At 72.0% G+C, this 20,122-nt stretch carries 15 protein-coding genes; 5 read left to right on the top strand and 10 right to left on the bottom strand.

Annotated features, from left to right (window positions below):
- Positions 1–149: 149 nt before the first annotated feature.
- Positions 150–1,019 (bottom strand): formyltetrahydrofolate deformylase, encoded by an 870-nt coding sequence (purU, locus tag AAC134_RS18120; RefSeq protein ID WP_339950533.1) that lies wholly within the window; start codon positions 1,017–1,019, stop codon positions 150–152.
- A gap of 145 nt (positions 1,020–1,164) precedes the next feature.
- Between purU and AAC134_RS18115 the strand changes: the two genes are divergently transcribed.
- Positions 1,165–1,650: an MOSC domain-containing protein gene (locus tag AAC134_RS18115; RefSeq protein ID WP_339950532.1), complete on the top strand. Its 486-nt coding sequence runs from the start codon at positions 1,165–1,167 to the stop codon at positions 1,648–1,650.
- Positions 1,651–1,718: 68 nt separating this feature from the next.
- Positions 1,719–2,678 carry an NADPH:quinone oxidoreductase family protein gene (locus AAC134_RS18110; RefSeq protein ID WP_339950531.1) on the top strand — a complete coding sequence of 320 codons (960 nt, stop codon included), beginning with the start codon at positions 1,719–1,721 and terminating at the stop codon, positions 2,676–2,678.
- A gap of 73 nt (positions 2,679–2,751) precedes the next feature.
- On the opposite strand, the gene AAC134_RS18105 is transcribed toward AAC134_RS18110, so the two are convergent.
- Positions 2,752–3,630, bottom strand: a complete 879-nt coding sequence (locus AAC134_RS18105; protein WP_339950530.1) for a LysR family transcriptional regulator — start codon at positions 3,628–3,630, stop codon at positions 2,752–2,754.
- A 13-nt stretch (positions 3,631–3,643) separates the two neighbouring features.
- Here AAC134_RS18105 and AAC134_RS18100 point away from each other — a divergent pair, with 13 nt between their 5' ends.
- Positions 3,644–3,976, top strand: a complete 333-nt coding sequence (locus AAC134_RS18100) for a DUF1127 domain-containing protein (RefSeq protein ID WP_339950529.1) — start codon at positions 3,644–3,646, stop codon at positions 3,974–3,976.
- A 392-nt stretch (positions 3,977–4,368) separates the two neighbouring features.
- Here AAC134_RS18100 and thpR read toward each other — a convergent pair whose 3' ends face one another.
- Positions 4,369–4,908, bottom strand: a complete 540-nt coding sequence (gene thpR, locus AAC134_RS18095; protein WP_339950528.1) for an RNA 2',3'-cyclic phosphodiesterase — start codon at positions 4,906–4,908, stop codon at positions 4,369–4,371.
- A gap of 209 nt (positions 4,909–5,117) precedes the next feature.
- Here thpR and AAC134_RS18090 point away from each other — a divergent pair, with 209 nt between their 5' ends.
- Positions 5,118–6,269: an epoxide hydrolase family protein gene (locus AAC134_RS18090; protein WP_339950527.1), complete on the top strand. Its 1,152-nt coding sequence runs from the start codon at positions 5,118–5,120 to the stop codon at positions 6,267–6,269.
- 37 nt (positions 6,270–6,306) lie between these two features.
- On the opposite strand, the gene AAC134_RS18085 is transcribed toward AAC134_RS18090, so the two are convergent.
- From AAC134_RS18085 to AAC134_RS18055, 7 genes are all read right to left on the bottom strand, one after another.
- On the bottom strand, positions 6,307–7,521 hold the full coding sequence (locus AAC134_RS18085; protein ID WP_339950526.1) for a cation:proton antiporter: 1,215 nt from the start codon (positions 7,519–7,521) through the stop codon (positions 6,307–6,309).
- A gap of 210 nt (positions 7,522–7,731) precedes the next feature.
- Positions 7,732–12,129, bottom strand: a complete 4,398-nt coding sequence (locus AAC134_RS18080) for a choice-of-anchor I family protein (RefSeq protein WP_339950525.1) — start codon at positions 12,127–12,129, stop codon at positions 7,732–7,734.
- A 299-nt stretch (positions 12,130–12,428) separates the two neighbouring features.
- Positions 12,429–13,196, bottom strand: a complete 768-nt coding sequence (locus tag AAC134_RS18075; RefSeq protein WP_339950524.1) for an SDR family NAD(P)-dependent oxidoreductase — start codon at positions 13,194–13,196, stop codon at positions 12,429–12,431.
- Positions 13,193–14,596: an FAD-binding oxidoreductase gene (locus AAC134_RS18070; protein WP_339950523.1), complete on the bottom strand. Its 1,404-nt coding sequence runs from the start codon at positions 14,594–14,596 to the stop codon at positions 13,193–13,195. The genes AAC134_RS18075 and AAC134_RS18070 overlap by 4 nt, the downstream gene beginning before the upstream one ends.
- Positions 14,597–14,706: 110 nt before the next feature.
- Positions 14,707–15,372: a GtrA family protein gene (locus AAC134_RS18065; RefSeq protein WP_339950522.1), complete on the bottom strand. Its 666-nt coding sequence runs from the start codon at positions 15,370–15,372 to the stop codon at positions 14,707–14,709.
- A gap of 4 nt (positions 15,373–15,376) precedes the next feature.
- A complete protein-coding gene (locus tag AAC134_RS18060; RefSeq protein ID WP_339950521.1) occupies positions 15,377–16,954 on the bottom strand; it encodes a UbiA family prenyltransferase in 1,578 nt (525 codons plus the stop codon).
- A gap of 186 nt (positions 16,955–17,140) precedes the next feature.
- Positions 17,141–18,262, bottom strand: coding sequence for a C4-dicarboxylate TRAP transporter substrate-binding protein (locus AAC134_RS18055; RefSeq protein ID WP_339950520.1), 1,122 nt, complete (start codon positions 18,260–18,262; stop codon positions 17,141–17,143).
- A 318-nt stretch (positions 18,263–18,580) separates the two neighbouring features.
- Here AAC134_RS18055 and AAC134_RS18050 point away from each other — a divergent pair, with 318 nt between their 5' ends.
- Positions 18,581–20,104 (top strand): hypothetical protein, encoded by a 1,524-nt coding sequence (locus AAC134_RS18050; RefSeq protein WP_339950519.1) that lies wholly within the window; start codon positions 18,581–18,583, stop codon positions 20,102–20,104.
- The last annotated feature ends 18 nt before the right edge of the window (positions 20,105–20,122 follow it).

Raw genomic sequence — 20,122 nt, 5'->3', positions numbered from 1 at the left:
CGGGGGTCGCTTCGCGATCCCTGACCCCTGCGGGCGAGTCGCTCTGATCGGCATCAGCGACGGACGGCTCCGGAGAACAGGCGCTCGCGCGGGCTGTTTGGCGTCGCGCGGGGGCGCCTGGGGCGAGCGGGGCCCGCCCCAAGGCGGGGTCACTTGGCGAAGACGACCGTCTTGTGGCCGTTGAGCATGACGCGACGCTCGAGATGGGCCTTCACGGCGTGGGCGAGGACGCGGGATTCCACGTCGCGGCCCTCGGCCACGAAATCCTCGGCCGACATGGCGTGGGAGACGCGCACCGTCTCCTGCTCGATGATCGGGCCCTCGTCGAGGTCGGGGGTCACGTAGTGGGCCGTGGCGCCGATCAGCTTCACGCCCCGCTCGTAGGCCTGGTGATAGGGCTTGGCGCCCTTGAAGCTGGGCAGGAACGAGTGGTGGATGTTGATCACCTTGCCGTAGAGGCGCCTGGACAGCCCGTCCGAGAGCACCTGCATGTAGCGCGCCAGCACCACCAGGTCGGCGCCGGTGTCCTTGACCAGCTCCAGCAGGCGGGCCTCCTGCTCGGCCTTGTTGTCGCGGGTCACCGGCCAGCAGTGATAGGGGACGCCCTCCCGCTCGGCGTCGGCGCGCGAGGTCTCGTGGTTGGAGACGATGCCCACGATGTCGGCGTCCAGCCAGCCCACCCGGATCTGGTAGAGCAGATGCTGCATCGCGTGGTCGAACTTCGAGACCATGATCACCATCTTCGGGCGACGCGCGCTGTCGCCCAGCGTGATGCGCATCTCGTAGCGGTCGACCACCGGGCGCAGGGCGCGGTCGATGTCGTCGGCGGTCAGCCGCCCCGGCGCCCAGAAGGCGATGCGCATGAAGAAGCGGTTCATCGCCGGATCGCGGAACTGGTTGGATTCCTCGATGTTGCCGCCGATCGAGGCCAGCTCGGTGGTGATGGCGGCGACGATGCCCGGCTTGTCGTCGCAGCTGAGGTTCAGCACGAACTGGCGGATGTCGGCGGGTCCGGTCATGGAGGGTCCTCTGCGGTTCCGGGCGGCGCCCCGGGGTATCGGTGGCGGGACTATGGCGATCCGCGCGCCCGGCGCCAGCGCCATGAGCGGCGGGCGACGGCACGGAAGCGACCTTGCGCGTCGCACGAAGGGGAGGAGAAGCGCCATGCAGGGACGGCTGGCCGAGATGATCGCCCGGCACGCGGGGCCCGGTCGGATCGTGTGGATCGGCCTGCGCCCGGCCCGGCGCGCGGACGTGGTCGCGGCGGAGGAAGCGCAGATCGCCCTCGACGGTCTGCAGGGCGACCACGCCCGTCCCGGCGCCCGCGCGGTCACGCTGATCCAGGCCGAGCACCTCGAGGCGATCCGCGCGCTGGCCCGGGCGCCCGGCGCCGGCTTTGCCGACCTGCGCCGCAACCTGGCCGTGGCGGGGATCAACCTTGCCGCCCTGCGCGGGCGCAGCATCCGGGTGGGCGGCGCGGTGCTGCGGGTGACCGGCCCCTGCGCGCCCTGCTCGCGGATGGAGGCGGCGCTGGGGCCGGGCGGCCACTCGGCCATGCGCGGGCACGGGGGCATGACGGCCGAGGTTCTGGTCGCGGGGCCCGCGCGGCTGGGGGACGCGGTCACGCCCCTCGAGGATCCTCCCGCCTGATCGCGCGCCTTTCCCCGCTCCGCGTCGCAAGGCAGTCTGCCCGCGGCAAACGACCCGGGAGGACCCTCATGCGCGCCATGCGCCTTCACGCCCTCAACGAGCTTCTGCGCCTCGACGAGATCCCCGCCCCCGAACCCGGGCCCGGCGAGGTCCGCCTGCGGGTCGAGGCCTGCGGCCTGAACTTCGCCGACACCCTGCATGTGAAGGGCCGCTACCAGGAGAAGAAGACCCTTCCCAGCGCGCTCGGCGGCGAGGTCTGCGGCCTCGTCGAGGCGCTGGGCGAGGGGGTCGAGGGCCTCGCCCCCGGCGACCGCGTGGCGGCCCTCGTGGCCGAGGGGCTGGCCGAGCAGACCCTGGCCGACGCGCGCCTGTGCACCCCCGTCCCCTCGGGGATGAGCGCGCAGGACGCGGCCTCGTTCCAGGTGGCCTACGGCACCTCCCACGTGGCGCTCGATCATCTGGCGCGGATGCGGCCGGGCGAACGACTGCTGGTCACCGGGGCGGCCGGGGGCGTGGGGCTGAGCGCGGTCGAGATCGGCAAGCTGATGGGCGCCGAGGTCATCGCCTGCGCCCGCGGGCCCGCGCGGCTGGAGATCGCGAAAGCCGCCGGCGCCGACCACCTGCTCGATTCCGAGACCCAGGACATCCGCGAGGTCTGCCTCGGGCTGGGCGGCCTCGACGTGGTCTACGACGCGGTGGGGGGCGAGCAGTGGACGGCGGCCTTTCGCTCCTGCCGCTTCGGGGCGCGGCTGCTGCCGATCGGCTTCGCCTCGGGCGAGGTTCCCCAGATCCCGGCCAACCACCTGCTGGTCAAGAACCTGACCGCCATCGGCTTCTGGGTGGGCGCCTACAAGACCCACGCCCCCGAGGTGCTGTCGGGCAGCCTTGCGCAGCTGTTCGCCTGGTGGCGCGAGGGCAAGCTCAAGCCCCATGTCTCCCACCTGCTGCCGCTCGAGGAGGCCGAGGCGGGGCTCGACCTGCTGCGCAGCCGCAAGGCCACCGGCAAGGTGGTGGTGACGATGGGATGAGGCCGGCGCGCCAGGGGGTCGGCGCGCCGTGGGGGCTTCGCGGGGGCCTCGGGGCGGCCTCGGGGGGCCTCCCCTACTCGGCCGCGAGCGCCCGGTCGGGGGCGCCGCGGTAGGCGTCCTCGACGAACTCGGCCAGGCGGTCGACCAGCGGGTTGGGGGCGCCGTCGGCGCGGTACATGTTGATCAGGTATTCGGGCAGGTCCGGCAGGGCGCCGCCGTGGCGGATCACCTCGAGGTGACGCTGGGCGGCGGTCTCGATCACCGCATGGACCGCGAGATCGGCCGAGACCGAAGCCTCGATCGTGCGCGTGGTCTCGGACTCCACCGCCATCTCCCAGGGGATGCCCGCAAGGTCCAGCTCCTCCTGCACCGAGGCGCGGAAGATGCAGTTGTTCTCGAAGGCGAGCCGCAGGGGGCGCGCCTTCCAGGCGTGGCCGCCCGGCGCGCCGACCCAGACCAGCGTCGCGCGCTCAAGCAGCTCGGCGCCGGGGCGGGCGCTGTGCTCGGTGGTCAGGATCAGGTCGGCCTCGCCCCGCTCGCGCAGCGCATGCAGGCGGCGGGTGTAGGAGCTGACCAGGGTGATCTTCACGCGCGGGAATTCGCGACTGAAGCGCTGCAGCACCTGGGGGATGTGGGGGTAGACGATGTCGGCGGGCACGCCGAGCGTGATCTCGCCCTCGAACGCCTGGCCGGTGAGCCGTCCCCAGGCCTCGTCGTTGAGCGCGATCATGCGCCGCGCGTAGGACAGGAGCAGCTCCCCCTGGGAGGTCAGCTGAGGCGCCCGGCCGGTGCGGTCCAGCAGCGGCAGGCCGATGGATTCCTCAAGCCTTTTCAACTGCATGGATACTGCCGACTGGGTCAGATGCAGTCGGGCGGCGGCCTTGGTCACGCCGCCGGCCTCGGCGACCATGGCGAAGCTGCGCAGGGCGGTGATGTCGAGATTCCTGGGCATATCACGCTCCGTGATGCTGGCCGTCAAAACCATTCGTTTGCGGAATGTAACACGCCTCTCCATATCCATCAACGACGGTGATGCAGTCTGGTTCAGCATCACGATCGGTGAATGGAGAAGGAACATGAGCAACACGGCTGTCGCGACCCGCGCACCCGCCGCGTCCCGCGGCGTCGGCGTCTTCGGGTTCGTCTCCCGCTTCGTTGAGATGCGGGAAGTCGCCCGGCAGCGCAAGGCGCTTGCGCGACTGACCCCCGAACAACTGCGCGACATCGGCCTCGATGGCGATCTGGCGCGCAGCGAGGCGGACCGCCCTTTCTGGGACGCGCCGCAGGGGTGGCGTTGATCGTCGCCGGCGCGCCCGGAGCGGCGCGATGAGAGAGGGCCGCGATCTGCGGCGCCGACGCAACGGCAACCTTTCTTTTACCGGACGTGAAAGATAGTCGGGCGCGTGAACTCTTCACGCGCCCGTCGCTTTTGATTAACGCAACGGGCCTAAGGGTGATTTCGCCAGTGGGTGGGTGCGTTTGGGAGCGCCGGATGATGAACGGCCGGATGAACATTTGGCGGCGGGTGCAGCGCGACCGAAGGGTCGGGCGCTGGAACGTGCGCCTGACGCTGGCCGAGGCGAAGATGCGCCGCGAGCTTGCCTGGCGCTACGGCTGGTGACCGTCTGAGGCGGGCCGGGCGGCTGCGCCCGGGCCCGCATGGCGCGGCCTGACCGCGCGATCGCCGGGCTCAGCCCAGCGGAATTTCCAACAACTCCCGGTAGATCGGCCCCGCAGGACCCAGGTCCGAGCGGTAGAGCGCGGCCGCGTCCGGCTGGAACGGCTCTGCCGCAAACCCGGCATTGCGCGCGAGCCAGCGCGCCAGCCCCTCGCCCGCCGGCGCCCGGGTCGAGAACCGGGCCACGGTGACATGGGGGGTGAAGCGCGCGTGCGGCAGCTCGAGCCCGCCGCGCCGGCAGGCCCGGCGCACCGAATCGCGCAGGGCAGACAGCGTCGAATCGGCCGCGGCCATGACATGGGCCGAGCGGGGCCGCCCGCCGCCGAACACGCCCACGCCGCGCAGCGCGAGGGTGGGGGCGGGGGGCGAGAGCCGCTCGAGCTCCACCGCCACGTCCTCCAGCAGCTCGGGCCGCTGCTCGCCGAGGAAGGCGAGCGTCAGATGCAGGTTCTCGGGATCGGTGGGGCGACCCTCCTCGATGTCGTCGCCCAGCTCCTCGAGGCGGTCGCGGAGGGAGTCGGGCATCGGCAGGGCGACGAAGGCGCGGATCATGGGCAGGTCCCGGGCTCGGGCAGCTGGGGAGGGGATCGGCGCATGCAACCTTGCGCGCTGCGCCCGATCAACCCCCCGGGCCGCCCCCCCGCGGAAAACCGGCGACAATGCCGCGGAGGCTTGAGACCGGCGACGCTCACGGTCCATGCTCGCCGCGAAACAAAGCTGGCGCCCCCACGCAGAACCCGGCGCCCGCAGGGAGGATTTCCATGACTGACGCGACCCGGGACGACACAGTCGTCTCCTGGCCGATCTCCGTGCCCCAGGCAGAGCTCGACGACCTCAACGCCCGCATCGACCTGACCCGCTGGCCCGAGGCCGAACCCGCCCCCGGCGGCTGGGTCCAGGGCGCGCCGCTGGAAAAGCTGCGCGAGCTGGTCGACTACTGGCGCCACAGCTACGACTGGCGGCGCTGCGAGGCGGAGCTGAACGGCTTTGGCTCCTTCCGCACGGTGATCGACGGGCTGGGGTTCCACGTCCTGCACGCGCGGTCCCCGGTTCCCGGCGCCAAGCCGATGCTGATCACCCACGGCTGGCCCGGCTCGGTCGTCGAGTTCGCGCGCATCATCGGGCCGCTGACCGACCCCGCAGCCCATGGCGGCGACCCCGCCGACGCCTTCCACGTGATCGCGCCCTCGCTGCCGGGCTACGGCTTCTCGGACAAGCCGGCCGAGACGGGCTGGGGGGTCGAGCGCATCGCCAGGGCCTGGGAGGAGCTGATGCGCCGGCTGGGCTACGACGCCTGGGTGGCGCAGGGCGGCGACTGGGGGGCGGCGGTGACCACGCAGCTCGGCCATATCCGCGCCAAGGGGCTGGAGGCGATCCACCTCAACATGCCCTCCTTCGTGCCGGAGCGGGACGATCCCGACCCGGGGCCGGAGGAGAAGCGCGCGCTCGACCGCAACCGCGCTCACCGGCACGAGCACACGGGGTATTCGCGCATCCAGTCCACCAAGCCCCAGACGCTCGGCTACGCGCTGACCGACAGCCCCATCGGCCAGGCCGCGTGGATCTACGAGAAGATGCACGCCTGGACCGACAACGACGGCGATCCCGAGAGCGTGGTGTCCAAGGACGAGATGCTCGACAACATCATGATGTACTGGCTGCCGGCGGCGGGCGGATCCTCGGCCCGGCTGTACTGGGAGAGCTTCCGCCGAAGGCCCCCGCAGGTGGACATCCCCACCATGGCGACGGTTTTCCCGCGCGAGATCGTGCCCGCGCCCCGGTCGTGGTGCGAAAAGGTCTACACCGACATCCGCCGCTGGACCGAGGTCGAGAAGGGCGGCCACTTCGCCGCCTTCGAGCAGCCCGAGATCTTCGTGCGCGAGGTTCGCGACGCCTTCCGTCCCTTCCGCTGAACGACAGGGGGGGCGCCCGAGCCGGGCGCCCCCTGCCCTACCCGCCCAGCCGCGGCCCCCAGCGGCGCGCGGCGGGCGCGGCCGAGGCGCCGTGCAGGATCGCCGACATCGCCACCGCCAGCCCCGCGATGGCGAGGATGTCGTCGCCATGCGACAGGTCCCGCCCCTCGACCGCGATCAGCGCGAACAGCGCGGTCGCGAGCCCCCTCGGCCCGAACCAGCCCATGAACAGCCGCGCGCGGGGCGGCGCGTCCGTGCCGCCCAGCGACAGCCAGATCGCCAGCGGCCGCACGAAGACCAGCGAGACGAGGACCAGCCCCGCCTCCCGCCACCCCGCGCGGTCGAAGACCTGGGGCAGCATCGAGGTTCCGATCAGCACGAAGGCGGCAAGCACCAGCACCTGCCCCTCGCCGTCGAGGAACTCGACCAGGAAGCCGCGGGGCGGCTCCTGCGGCCCGGTGAGGGCCAGCGCGCCGCCAAAGCCGAGCCCGGCCGAGAAACAGGCCACGAAGGCGTTGCCGCCCAGCGCCTCGGCGGCGAAATAGGCGAAGGCGACGACGGCGAGCGCGGCGATCCCCTCGGATTCGTCCTGCGTCCAGCCCCGCGCCCGGGCGAGCCCCAGAAAGGCGCCCCCCGCCAGGCCCGCGAACAGCCCCGCCGCCGCGCCGAAGCCGATCTGGGCGGCCATGAACTGCGCGAAATCGGCCACGCTCATCGCCGCGTCGCTCTCGGTCGCGCCCGCGAGCGTGGCGAACAGCAGGACCAGCGGCAGGGCGAGCCCGTCGTTCAACCCGCTCTCGACCACCAGGGCGCGGCGGACGCGCTCGGGCAGCAGGGGCGAGGTGGCCACCGCCTGGCCCAGCGCCGCGTCGGTCGGGGCGAGGATCGCCGCAACCAGCGCCACCTCGAGCAGGGGCCAGCCGGGCAAGAGCAGCACTCCGGCCCCGAAGCCGATCCCCACCGACAGCGGCAGCCCCACCGCCAGCATCCGCGCGGGCCAGCGATGGGCGCGCACCAGCGCGCGGGCGTCGGTGCGCGCGGCGTCCGAGAACAGGACCAGGGCCAGCGCGATCTCGGCCACGATGTCGAGCCGCGCGTCCAGCGCCCGGGGGGCGAGCCCCACGCTCCACAGCCCCAGGCCCAGGGCGAGGCAGATCACCGGCATGGTCAGCGGCGTCTCGGCCAGCCGCCTGGCCGAGGCGGCATAGGCGAAGATCCCCAGGGCGAGGATCAGCATGGTCGGTTCGTGCATTCGCGCCCCCCTCGGGTCGCCGGGGAGACCCGGCGCGGCGCACAGGGAACCGCGCCGGCGCGTGGGCCGCAAGGGCGACGTAGGGCGCATTTCAATGCGCCGCGGCGGGGGAGGTCCGCGGGAGGGCGCATGGCGAGGCGCCCTGCGGGAACGCGAAAGGGCCGGGGCGTTGCGGCCCCGGCCCTTCCGGTTGCTGGCGCTCGGCCCCGGTCAGGCGAAGAACAGGTCGTCGGTCGTGAGCTGATCGAAGTCCTCGGAAGTGACCTTGGCCACCTTGTCGTTCTCGACCTTCACCCAGGCGAAGTCCTTCTTCCTGTGCGTCTTGAACGACACGTCGTCGAGGCCGACCGAGGCGTCGAAGCCCTCGATCCGGATCAGGTCGAGCCCGGCCTCGAAATCGGCCAGCTCGTCCCAGCCGCCCTTCTTCTGCACCGCGAAGATGTCCTCGCCGGCGCCGCCGATCATCAGATCCTTGCCCAGGCCCCCGACCAGCAGGTCATCGCCCTGGCCGCCGCGCAGCTCGTCCTTGCCGCGACCGCCGTAGAGCGCGTCGTCGCCGGCCTTGCCCAGCAGCACGTCCTTGCCCTTGCGGCCGTAGATCAGGTCGTCGTCCATGGTCCCGACAAGCTCCTGCCTGCCGTTGCCCCCCACGATCTTCTCGCCGTAGCCGAAGTCGAACAGCGCCAGCACCGGGTCGTGGTCCGAGGCCTGCTCGGCCTGGTCGGCGTTGGCGTGGACATAGTCGATCTCGACCCCGCCCAGCAGGTTGGCGGTCGCCAGGATGTGGTCCAGCGCCTGGGCGTTGCCGTCGAAGATGTAGGACCAGACGTCCTGGGGATCCGCGAACTCGGCCAGATGCGTCAGCACCTTGTCGAGCCCCGTGCCGACGAGATCCTCGGCCACCTCGTCGGTGAACTCGAAGGTGTTGAGGTCGCCCAGCACCACCACCTTGGCGTCGGGATCGGCCGCGACCAGCGCGTCGACCACCTCGTTGACCGCCCTGGCGGCGGCCTCGCGGTCGGCCTCGCCGCCCTGCTCGAACGGGTGGTTGGCGCCGAAGATCGGGTCGGAGCCCGAGCGCGAGGGGAAGTGGTTGTTGATCAGCGTGATCTCTTCGCCTTCGAAGCGGAAGGTCGCCAGCAGCGGCTCCCGCGTGCCGGCGAAGGCGTCGGGATCGGCGACGCCGTAGGCGGCGAGCGCCTCCGCGTCGAGCGTCTGCGTGGCCAGCAGCTCCACCCGCTCGGCGTTGTAGAGGTAGGCGTTGCGGATGTTGCCGCCGGGCACGCCGCCGTGGCTCTGCTCGAGCCCGTAGTCGCTGTCGATGAAGCTGTAGGCGGGCCCGCCCAGCGCCACGATGGCGTCGGCCAGCGCCTGCAGCGTCTCGTCGGCCGCCACGATCCCGTCCATCAGCCCGTCGGAGACGCCGGAGTTGTCCTGGATCTCCTGCAGGCCGAGGATATCGGGGGCGCCCAGGTTCTCGACGATCTGGCGGGCCAGGGCCATGATCTGGGCCGCGTCGTCATCGTCGGAGTCGCCCGTGCCGCTCGCCGAGGTCAGGTTGAGCACGTTGAAGGTGGCGACCGAGAGCTTGTCGCCGCCCCCCGTCAGGGTCGTGACCTCGGGGGCGTTGGTCGAGGGGGTCTCGACCGTGAACTCTTCCGTCACTCCGATCTGGTAGTTGCCGAAGTCGTAGCCCACCACGCCGGTGACGTCCGAGAGCAGGTCGCCGACGTTCAGCGTCGGCGCCTCGAACCCCTCGGGCAGCAGGCCGCTGTCGTACTGGATCTGGATCCGCTCGGGGTTCAGGTCGCCGTAGCCGTCGGCGTCGGCGTTGATCTGGAGGACGCCGCGGTCGGTCAGCGCGGGCGTGGTCGCCTCGCCGTTGTCGGAGACCACCCAGGTCTCGTCAAAGCGGTTGGTCGGGGCGATCACCGCGCCGCCCTGCACGGTCACGACCATGCCCTCGAGGCTCTCCCAGAAATCGATGGCGTCGAGCGTGGGGTCGAAGTCGACGTCGTCCGCGTTGAGGTCAACGGGCAGCTCGTCCTCCGAGATGATCCGGTCGGGGATCTGGCGCCCGCCGGCCCCCACCACGATCGCCGCGGGCAGGTCGTTGCCCGAGGACAGGATCTCGATGGTCGGGCCGCTCAGCTGGGTGAGCGCGAGGTTCCCGGTCGAGGCGCCGCCGGCGATGTATTCCTCCACCGTGCCGGTGACCTCGGCCGCGTCGCCCACGGCCACCGAGGGCGCGCCGCCGGTGTAGACGAAGATCGCGTCCGAGGTGGCGTCGTCGCCGTCGCCCTCGGGGTCCTGCAGATAGAAGCCGTTGCTGTCGACCGCAGTGACGATGCCGGCGGTCTTCACGCTCATCCCCTCGAAGGCCGACATGTGTCCGGCGCCCTGGATCTGGCCGATCGAGGCCTCGTCGGGCAGCAGGTTGAACAGCGAGGTCGTGCCCGTCACCTCATAGGACACCGCGATCTGGGCGAAGCCCGAGGCGCTCTGCTCCTGGGGAATGAACTCGATCACCTCGGGGGCCAGGTCGCCGTTGCCAAAGCCGGGCATGTAGTCGACCAGCGAGACGTTGGCCGGGTCGGTGATGTCCATCACGAACACGCCCGAGTCCCGCTCCATGCCGATGAAGGCGAAGGTCTTGCCGTAAGCCGTGCCGATCTCGATCGCCTCGGGCTCGGGGCCCTTGGCGTCGGAGCGGTTCTCCCCCTCCTCGCCGTCGTCGTCGTTGAAGCGCTCGGGGTAGTTGGCCGCGATGAAGGTCTCGAACAGCGAGCCCGAGTCGTAGACCAGCGTGCCGTCTTCGGCGAAGATCGAGAACGATCGCGTGTTGAGCGCGTGCAGCACGTCGATGTCGCCGTCGCCGTCGGTGTCGCCATCCACGGTCGAGACGGTCAGACGCTCCAGCCCCGCGGTGTCGACGGACGGATCGAGCAGCCCGTCCTCAAGCAGATCCTCGACCCGGTCGGCGTCGAAGCCCCGGTCGTCGCCCTCGTTGGCGGTGACGAAGTAGGTCTGGCCGTCGACCTCGTAGGAGGCGATGGCGTCGGGCATGAACAGGCCGACGAGATCGTCGAAATTCTTGAGCTCGATGACGCCGTTGTCGTTGGCGTCGAGCTCATGGCCCGGGGTCGCGTAGTCGCGCGTGCCCAGCCCGATCACGTCGACGATGGTCATCGAGGCGATGTCGAGCACCGCCACCGCGTTGTTCTCCTGCAGGGTCACGAAGGCCTTCGCGCCGTCGGGCGACAGGGCGATGTACTCGGGCTCCATGTCCAGCGCGAAGTCGACGCCGGGCGCGATGCGCACGCCGTTGTCGCGGGCCAGATCCTCGAAGCCGTTGAAGGCGGTGAAGTCGAGAAGGGTCGAGGTCGGCGCGGCCGGGTCGGTCACGTCGATCACGGCGACGGTTCCCAGCGGGTTGTCGTCGTGGTCGGAGTCCTCGTTCTTCTCGCCCTCGCCGGCGACCAGGATCTTCGCGCCGTCGTCGGTGAAGGTGATCATGTCGGGCAGGTTGCCGACGTCGGCGGTCGAGATCAGGGCGCCGGTCTCTGCGTCGAAGATCGCCACGAAGCCGGGCTGGGAAACCTGTGTGGTCTCGCCAAAGATGGTCATCTCGACAGGCGCGCGGGCGATGGCGGCCGCGATCAGGCCGTTCTTGATGTCGACCGACTGCACGCCGTCGTAGCCCGGCAGCGCGGTCAGGTCGATGGACAGCAGCAGCGACCCGTCGGCCGCGTCCAGCACGTCGATGCTGTCGTTCTCGCCGTTGGTGGTCGCGAGCTTGCCGTCGTCGAACTGCACCACCTCCGAGCCGCCCTCGCCGACGCCCGAGTCATGCTGCCACACGCGCGCGAGGCGCACCGTGCCCGAGGGCTGGGGGGCGTCGATGCCGGGGCCCGGCTCCTCGATGTCGGCCCCCGACTTCACCACGATGTTGCGGAAGGCGAAGCCCTCCGAGCCGCCGTCGGTCACGGCCCGGAAATTCAGGGTCAGCTCGGCGCCGGTCCCCTCGATCGCGGCGGCGAACTCGGTCAGCTCGTTGCTCAGGGCAATGCCGCCCACGCTCAGCGGATCGTCGAGCGAGACCTGCGTGCCGTCGGCCAGCGTGTAGGTCAGCGCGCCGTCCTCGTCGGCGACCGCCTCGAACAGGGTCACGGCCTCGGCGCCGTCGATCGAGGCCTCGAACACGAAGCTGTCGTCGGACTCGAAGTCGCCCATGGCCGCAAGGTCGATCGAGACGGTCAGGTCGTCCTGCCCGGCGATGTCGAACACCCAGGTCGCCGAGACCTCGCCCGTGGGGTTGTCGTCGTTGAGCGTGTCGGTGACGCCGAAGAACGGGTCGGCGTCGGTGTCGTCGACGATGCCCAGCGTGTCGCCGGGGAAGGTGACCAGCGTGTCGTCCAGCACCGCGAACGGGATCGAGGGGGAGACCCCGCGCTGGTAGACCTGCGCGCCGTCGCCCGAGGACGAGAACGCGTCCGCATAGGCGTTGTCGAACGAGACCAGGTTGACGGCGGCCTCGGCGGTCAGGTCGGAGGCGACGATGGTTCCGCCGACGGCGGTGGGCGCGGACGGAGTCGGAAGGACGGCCACGGGCGTTTCCCCTCGGAAAGGCGGCCCCGCGAACGGAGCGCAGATCGATGACGCCCGCGCGCGGGCGCGCACGAACGGGCCCGGACGCGGCAGGCGTCCGGGTCGGCCCGCCGGATCGCGGCGGAGCCGGGCCAGCGGTTCGTATCAGCGAAAAACCCGAGCGATCTTCGCGGATTGGCGAAGATTGGGAGACGGAAAAATGTCCGTTCTGCGACGTCTTGAAGTTGACGCAACGGCTGCACGCGGCCGTCCCGCCAAGCGGGATTCATCGCCGTCGCAGGTCGGGCCGTGCGGCGGCCTCAGAACCTGGTCTTGAGGAAGACCGCCTCGGGCAGGTTGCGGATCACGCTCATCAGCAGCGCCCATTTCCAGTGGATCACGTGGTGGCGGCGCTTCTCGACGCCCTCCACGATCAGCTTCGCCTGCTGCTCGGCCGAGATCACCAGCGGCTTGGGCAGGTCCATGCCTGCGGTCATCGAGGTGGCGACGAACCCCGGTCGCACCAGCGTCACCGTCAGGTCGGTCGCCGCATAGCGCTGGCGCAGCCCCGAGAGCATGGTCGCGAACCCCGCCTTGGCCGCCCCGTACCAGTAGTTGCGCGCCCGCCCCCGGTCGCCCGCGACCGAGCCGATGCCCACCACCGCCGTGCGGCCGGGCAGCTTCGCCAGCCGCGCCGCCGCGGCCTCGAGCGTCACGGCCGGCCCGGTGAAGTTGGTCGCCACGATCTGCGCGATGGCGGCGGGGTCGTCCTGGATCGCCTCCTGCTCGCCCAGCAGGCCCACGGCGCAGAGCACGATCGAGGGCGTCTCGGGCAGCCCGTCGAGGAACGCCCCGGCCGAGGCCAGGTCGGTGGCGTCCCAGGCGTGGGTGCTGACGGCGACGTCGAAGCGGGCGCGCAGGTCGGCGGCGTCCCGCTCCAGCGCCTCTGGCCTGCGGCCGGCAAGCTGGATCGGGCGGCCCTTCGCGGCCAGCAGCCTGGCCACCTCGCGCCCCATGTCGGAGCCCGCGCCGAGGATCAGGGCGGGCCGGCGGTCGGGCCCGCGGGCGTCGGAAGCGGCGTCGGTCAAAGGTCCAGTCTCCGGGCGAGGGCGGTGGCGAAGGCGCGCGCCCTGGCGGGCGAGGCGCGGAAGGCGGGGGCGCGAGGCTCGGTCGCGGCGAATTCGGCGGCCGTCATGCGGGCGTCCTTGGCGAGGTAGACGCGCCCGCCGTGGTCGGCGGTCAGGCGGTGCAGTCGCTCGATCACGAAGAAGGCCCGCGGGGTGGCGGGGAAATCGAGCGCCAGCGTCCAGCCGCGGCGGGGGAACGACAGGCTCGGCCCCTCGCGTCCCTCGCCGAGCGCCTTGAGCACGGCGAGAAAACTGCCCTGCCCCGCGGCCGAGGTGGTTTCCAGCATGGCGCGCAAGCCCTTTCGGGCCGTCTCGGGCGGCAGGGCGCACTGGAACTGCACGAAGCCGCGGCGGCCGTAGATCCGGTTCCAGCCCAGCACGGCGTCGAGCGGGTGGAAGCACTTGCCCCAATCGACGAGCGCCGGGCCCCGCCGCTCGGCCCGCCCGCCGCCGGCCCAGTAGAGGGCGTTGAAGGCGCGCATGGTGATCAGGTTCAGCGCGAAGCCCGGGATCAGGTCGGGCGGCGGGCCGAGGCTTTTCTCCTGCGCCTTCAGCGCCCAGCGGTCCAGCTTGCAGGTGGCGTCGAGCTCCTCATACCCCGCGTCCTCGGCCCGGTAGAGGATCGACCGCCCCAGCTCCCGCCCCGTCGACAGGCAGTCGATCCAGGCGGAGGCGTGGGTCCAGCCGTCCGAGGCCTCGATCAGGTCCATGGCGGCGTCGAGATTGGCGGCGCGCACCGTCTCCTGCCGCAGCCAGCCGCTCTCGACGCGGCGCAGGCGGATCGCGGCGCGGGTGATGAAGCCGGTCAGGCCCATCCCGCCGCAGGTCTCGGCGAAGCCGGGATCGCCGGGCGCGAGGCGCGTCAGGGCGCCGTCGGCGCCCATCAGCTCGACCCATTCGACATGGTCGCCGAAGGACCCGCCGCCCGGCGCGTGGTGGTTCTTGCCATGCACATCCGCCGCGATGGCGCCGCCCAGGCTGACAAAGCGGGTGCCGGGGACCACTGCGGGGAACCAGCCGCGGGGCAGCAGCGCGGTGGCGATCTCGCCCAGCGAGACGCCGGACTCCGCGACCAGCACGCCGGTCCCTGGGTCGAAGGACACAAAGCGGTCGAGGCGCGCGGTCTCGACCGCGAGGCCCAGGCCGGTCGCGGGCGGCAGCGCCGCGTCGCCATAGGCCCGCCCGAGGCCGCGGGGCGCGATGCCCTCGCCCTGCCGGCGCAGCAGCGCCGCTGCGGCCTGCGTGTCGGCGGGCGCGGCGCGATGGGCGGGGAGGACCGGAAACCGGCCCCATCCCGAGAGCGGGGCAGGCGCGGGCGGGCCGTCAGCCCGCAGGGGCGCAGGCGGGCCGTCAGCCCGCAAGGGCGCAGGCGGGCCATCAGCCCGCAAGGACGCGGGCGGGCGGCCGGCGTCGGCGGCAGGCGCGCCGGGTTCCGAGGGGGCCGGGTCGGAGGCCGGCTCGGGGCGCGCGCTCATCGGGCGGCCGGCGGCTCGTCCGCTCCCGCGTCGGTGTTGAACACGAAGCGGCGGTCGAACTGGTACTTGGCCACGTAGCCGACCATCAGCCCCAGGACCGCCCCCGTCTCGCGCGCCAGGTTGGTGTGCCAGATCCACCAGGCCAGCGCCTCGGACCCCCAGAAGATCGCGGTCGTGGCGCCTCCCATCAGCGTGTAGAGCGCGAAGCGACGGGCGTGGGCCTTCGCGCCGGTGGAGCGGTCGAAGAAGATCCAGCGCTTGTCGAGCAGGTACTTCACCACCAGCCCCACAGCGGTGCCGAAGCCGATGGCCAGCGTCAGGGCCAGCGGCCCGTGCCACTCCGCCCGCCAGCCGAGCTGGCCCGAGGAGACCACGCCCAGCAGATCGTCCAGCACCCAGTCCAGCAGATGCGGCGCCCAGCCGAAGGCCACCGTCTCCTCCTGGCGCAGGGCCGCGAGCACCAGGCGCTGGGCGGCGAGGTTGCAGATGGTCGCGATCACGGCAAAGCCGACATAGCGCACCGCGATCTCGGTCGCCGACAGGCGACCGCCGCGGCGAAGGCCGCCCGGGCCGTAGTCCGGATAGGCCGAGGACGCGGGATCGGCGTCCAGCGCGTAGTCCTTGTCCTCGTCGATGCGCTTCACCCGGGGGCCCGCCTTCATCCGCCTACATCACCGTCGCCAGACCGCCGAGCACGACGATCCCGGCCCCGCAGCAGATCGAGACCGCGTCCTTCACCGCGAACAGCACCGGGTCGTCGTCCATGCCGCCTCGGTGGGCGATCATCACCATGCGCGAGATCCAGTAGAGCAGGATCGGAGGCGCCCCCCAGAGGATTAGCGGAGATTCGTAAAGCCTCTGCACCGCGGGCGAGTAGATATAGAGCGCCAGCACCAGCACCGCCGTGTAGCCCGCCGCGATCGCCATCATGGTGACCACGTTGAGATCCTCGGCCCGGTAGGCGCGGCCCGAGGTCTCGGACTTGCCCGCGGCGGCGAGGTCCACGAGCTCGGTCTGCCGCTTCATCGCCGCCAGCGACAGGAACAGGAAGGTCGAGAGCGCCAGCATCCACGGCGAGGGCGGCAGGTCGACGGCCATGCCCCCTGCGATCACCCGCAGGGTGTAGAGCCCGGCGAGCAGGCAGATGTCGATCACCAGCTCGCGCTTGAGGGCCAGCGAATAAAGCAGCGTGGCGCCGAAATAGACGCTCAGCACGCCCACCGTCATCGCGTTCACGGCGGCGGCCAGCGCAAAGCCCGCCAGGAACAGGCCACCGGCCATCGCCAGCCCGTGCATCGCCGGAACCTGGCCCGAGGCGAAGGGCCGGTTGCGCTTGCGCGGATGGGCGCGGTCGGCGTCGAGGTCGAGCAGGTCGTTGAGGCAGTAGACCGACGAGGCGACCAGCGAGAAGGCGGCGAAGCAGATCACCGCGGCCAGCACCTCGGATCCCGCCTCGCGGTGGGTGGCGAGCAGCGGCAGGAACACCAGCAGGTTCTTGAGCCACTGGTGCGGGCGCAGGGCGCGCAGGTAGGCGCGCGCGCGCGTCGGGCCGCCGGCGGGGGGATCGACGATCACCGGCGCGCGGGCGCCGGCGCCGGCCGCCTGCTCGGCGGCGAGGCGGGCGACCCGGGGCGCCGCGCCGACCACGATGCTGCGCCGCCCCCGCGCCCAGACCGGCAGGTCCCGCGCGTGGTCGCCGGCGTAGTCGTAGCCGCCCTCGCCGAAGCGTTCGGCCAGAAACTCGGCCTTGCGGTCGCCGCCGAGGTTCACGCCCTCGCGCGAGCCGTGGGCGGAGTCGAACACGCCCAGATGCGCGGCCACCGCGTCGGCGATGCGCTGATCGGCGGCGGTGACGAGATGCACCTCGCGTCCGCGGGCGCGGGCGGCGCGGATCAGCTCCAGCACCTCCTCGCGATAGGGGAGGCAGGCGACGTCGAGCGTCACCCGGTCGGCGATGGCGGCCTTGACCGCGGCCTTGCCGCCCGGCGCGGCGCGCAGCACCGCCACGAAGTCTGGCAGCCCGCCGGCCAGCAGGCCGATGGCGCTTTCATGGAGCGTATCGATGCGCGAGAGCGTGCCGTCGAGGTCGACGATCAGCGGCGGCTCGGTCTGGCCGTCGCCGGGCTGCGGCCCGACGCCCTCCTGCGAACCATCGACAGGGGGCGCGGCAGGATCGGGCGCAGGCGTCCCGGCGCCGCCCTCGTCCGCCGCCCGCGTGGCGAGGTTCCGGTCGCCCTGGGACATGTTCCGCCTTCCCGCCTTCGCACGCGTCGGCCGCGGCGGCGTCGCCGTCGGCATTCGAGACGCCCTGACTCTGCCGACATGAACGGCGGCTTGCAACCGAAAGGGCCGCCCGATCAGGCGGCCCCCCGTCGCATGTCGACAATCCCCGTCCGCGCCGCGCCGGGACCAGGCCCGGCGCGGCGGGACTCACGCGCCGTAGTCGGCGGGCAGCTTGTCGTAGATCTCGGACTGGAGCTTTTCCTGGATGCCCTCGACGTTGTCCTCGCCGACCTCGGCCACGATCGCCTCCCACTTCTCGATCAGGCCCTTGAGGGTCTCGACCTTGGCGGCGGCGTCGGCGATGCCGTGCTGGGACTCGGCGGTCTCGATGATCGCGTCGACGTCGCCCTTCACGAACTCGGCCTTGGTGGTCTTCATCTCGTCGGAGGGCTCGATGATCTCGACGCCGTGGGCCTCGGCCTCGGCCAGCACCTCCTCGTCGGAGGTGGTGTAGAACACCGTCGCGCCCAGGCTCGCCTTGCCGGCCTCGGCCAGCAGCATCTTGCGCTGCTCAGCCGAGAAGCCGGCCCAGGTGTCGGCGTTCCAGGTCATCATCGAGAGCGAGTGATAGGTGCCCAGGTTCAGCAGGGTGTTGTACTTGGCGGTGTCCCACAGCGAATAGGAGCGCATCGCGCCCGGCGCCTGGATGGCGATGTCGAGCGCGCCCTTGTCGAGCCCCTCGAACATCTCCGAGGAGGGCACGTTCACCTCGATGCCGCCGACCGACTGCGCCCAGCGCGACCACAGCGAGCCGGGCACGCGCATCTTCTTGCCCTTGAGGTCCGCGGTCGAGCGGATCGGCTCCTTGGAGATGATCGTGTAGGGCGAGGTCGAGTAGGTGCCGGTGTAGACCAGGTTCTGCTTCTCGTACTCCGCCAGGCAGTCGGGGCAGTGCAGCAGGTTGAACTCGGTCGCCATCGCCATCGCGACGACGTTGCTCGGCGTCGACAGGCCCATGTCGGCGACCAGCTGGGCGTTGGGGAACTCGGCCGGGAAATAGGTCATGGCCAGCATGCCCACGTCGGCGATGCCGTCGCCGATGCCGTTCATCGCAGGCTTTGCGCCCAGCAGCGCGCCGCCCTGGAAGTATTTCACGGTGTAGTCGCCGGTCGCCTCGACCGCTTCGATGAACGGATCGTAGCCGCCGACCGAGACGGGGTGCTTGGGGCCGACCCAGAGCGTGGCGGTGATGCGCTCGGCGGCGATGGCCGGCGCGGCGACAAGGGTCGCGACGGCGGCGGCCGTGGCCCACTTGGCGATCATCTTCATGACGGTTCCTCCTCCTGCGTCGTAGCGCGCGCGGGGGAGCGACGTGCGGTCCCCTGCGCGGTCGGGCGGCACGATGAACCGAACCGCGGGCGCGAGTCCATGGGTTTCGCACTGCGGTCCGCCCGGCTCGCTTCGCGGCGCCGCAGCATGGCGCGAGACCCCGGCCGGGGCAGCGGCGGAGACGGGGCTGACGCGGGGGCGCCTGGCCGACCTGCCGACCGGCAGGCTTGAAAAGCCGCGCCCTCCGGCGCATGACAAGGCCTGCGCCCCCGCCGCCCCTCCCTTCGCGCCGCTCTCGCCCCGGAGCCCTCGCCCCCCTTGCCCTCGCCCCCCTTGCCCGCGCGTCCTTCCTCCCACGCCCCCGCTCCGGGCTCGCTCGCCGGCGAGCCCTCCGGCGCGCGGCCAACCTCGGCGCAGGGTCGGGCGCTGAGCGCGGCGATCGCGGCGCTGCTGACGCTGACCGCCTTCTCGGCGCTGTTCGAGTCGTTCTCGGGCTGGCACGGCGCGAGCCTCGTGTCGGTCGCGGCGCTGCTGGGGGCCACGGCCGTCGGCCTGCCGCGGATGGGGCTGCGCGAGCGGCTGCTGCTGGCGGTGTCGCTGGCCGCGGGGGTCTGGGTGGCGCTGAGCGTCCCGCAGGCGGGGCTGCGCATCTACGAGGCGCTCGACCGCGCGGCGTTCCTCGCCGCCTTCATGCTGCTGCTCGCGGTGCTGCGCGACGGGGCGCAGAGCTCCTCGGATGTCGAGGCCTGCGGGGCCTGGATGACCCGCCAGCCGCCCTCGCGCCGCTATGGCGCCATCGCGGCGGGCAGCCACGTGCTGTTCCTGCTGATCAACATCGGCACGCTCAGCCTGCTGGCTCCGCTGATCCGGGCCGGCATCCGCGACAGCCAGGCGGCGGGCGAGGACGCCGAGGTGGTCGCGGCCAAGGAGCGTCGCCAGCACAGCGCCCAGATCCGCGGCTGGGCCTGCGCGATCATCTGGGCGCCGACGACGGTGACCCAGGCGGTGCTCGCCTCGCTGTTCCCGGAGGCCGACACCCGCATCGTGCTGGCGGGCGGCATCGGCTGGGGGATCCTGGCGCTGCTGGCCGGCATGGCCGAGGACCACGTCCGCTACCGCGGCCTGTCGCGGCGGATGGCGGCGCGCGGCGTCCTCACCCGCCGCGCCCCCCTGCCCGCCCCGCGCGAGGCGCTGGCCGGGCTCGCCGTCGTCTGCCTCAGCCTGGGCGGCATCGCCCTGGGGGTCAGCCTGGGGGCGGACGTCGGGGTGGTGACCGCGCTGATGCTGGGCGCGCCGATCCTGACGCTGGCCTGGATCTTCCTGCAGGGGCGCGCGAAGGGCCGCTCGGCCGCCGAGGCGCTGTTCGAGACCGGCCGCAGGGGCCGGCGCATCGTCACCCGCACCACGCCCGAAAGCGCGCCCGAGGCCTATACGCTGGCCTTCGCGGGCTTCATCGGGGCGATGGCCGCGTCCCTGGTCCCGCCGGGCGTGCTGGGCGAGACGGCCGGCGCGATTCCGGCCTGGGCGCTGCTGATGATCCCGCCTGTGGTGATGTGCATCGGGGTGCAGTTCGCGCTGACCCCGATGCTGTTCGCGGTGTTCTTCGGGCAGGCGCTGGCCTCGGGGCCGCTGCCCGTCGATCCCGCGCTGCTGGTGCTGTCGCTGGGCGGGGGCTGGTGCCTGGCGATGACCTGCTCGCCCTTCGGAGCGGGGGCGCTGGTGCTCTCGCGCGCCTCGGGCGTGTCTGCGGCGAAGCTGACGTGGGGGTGGAACCTGCCCTACACGGGATACGCGGCGCTGCTGCTGGCCTTGTGGCTGGCGTTGCTGAACGAGCTGGTCTGAAGACCGGCCGATCTGGGA

It is taken from the genome of uncultured Albimonas sp. (assembly GCF_963977235.1).
GTDB lineage: Bacteria > Pseudomonadota > Alphaproteobacteria > Rhodobacterales > Rhodobacteraceae > Albimonas.
The sequence above is the reverse complement of the archived record's forward strand: the minus strand, read 5'-3'. Positions and strand labels throughout refer to the sequence as shown.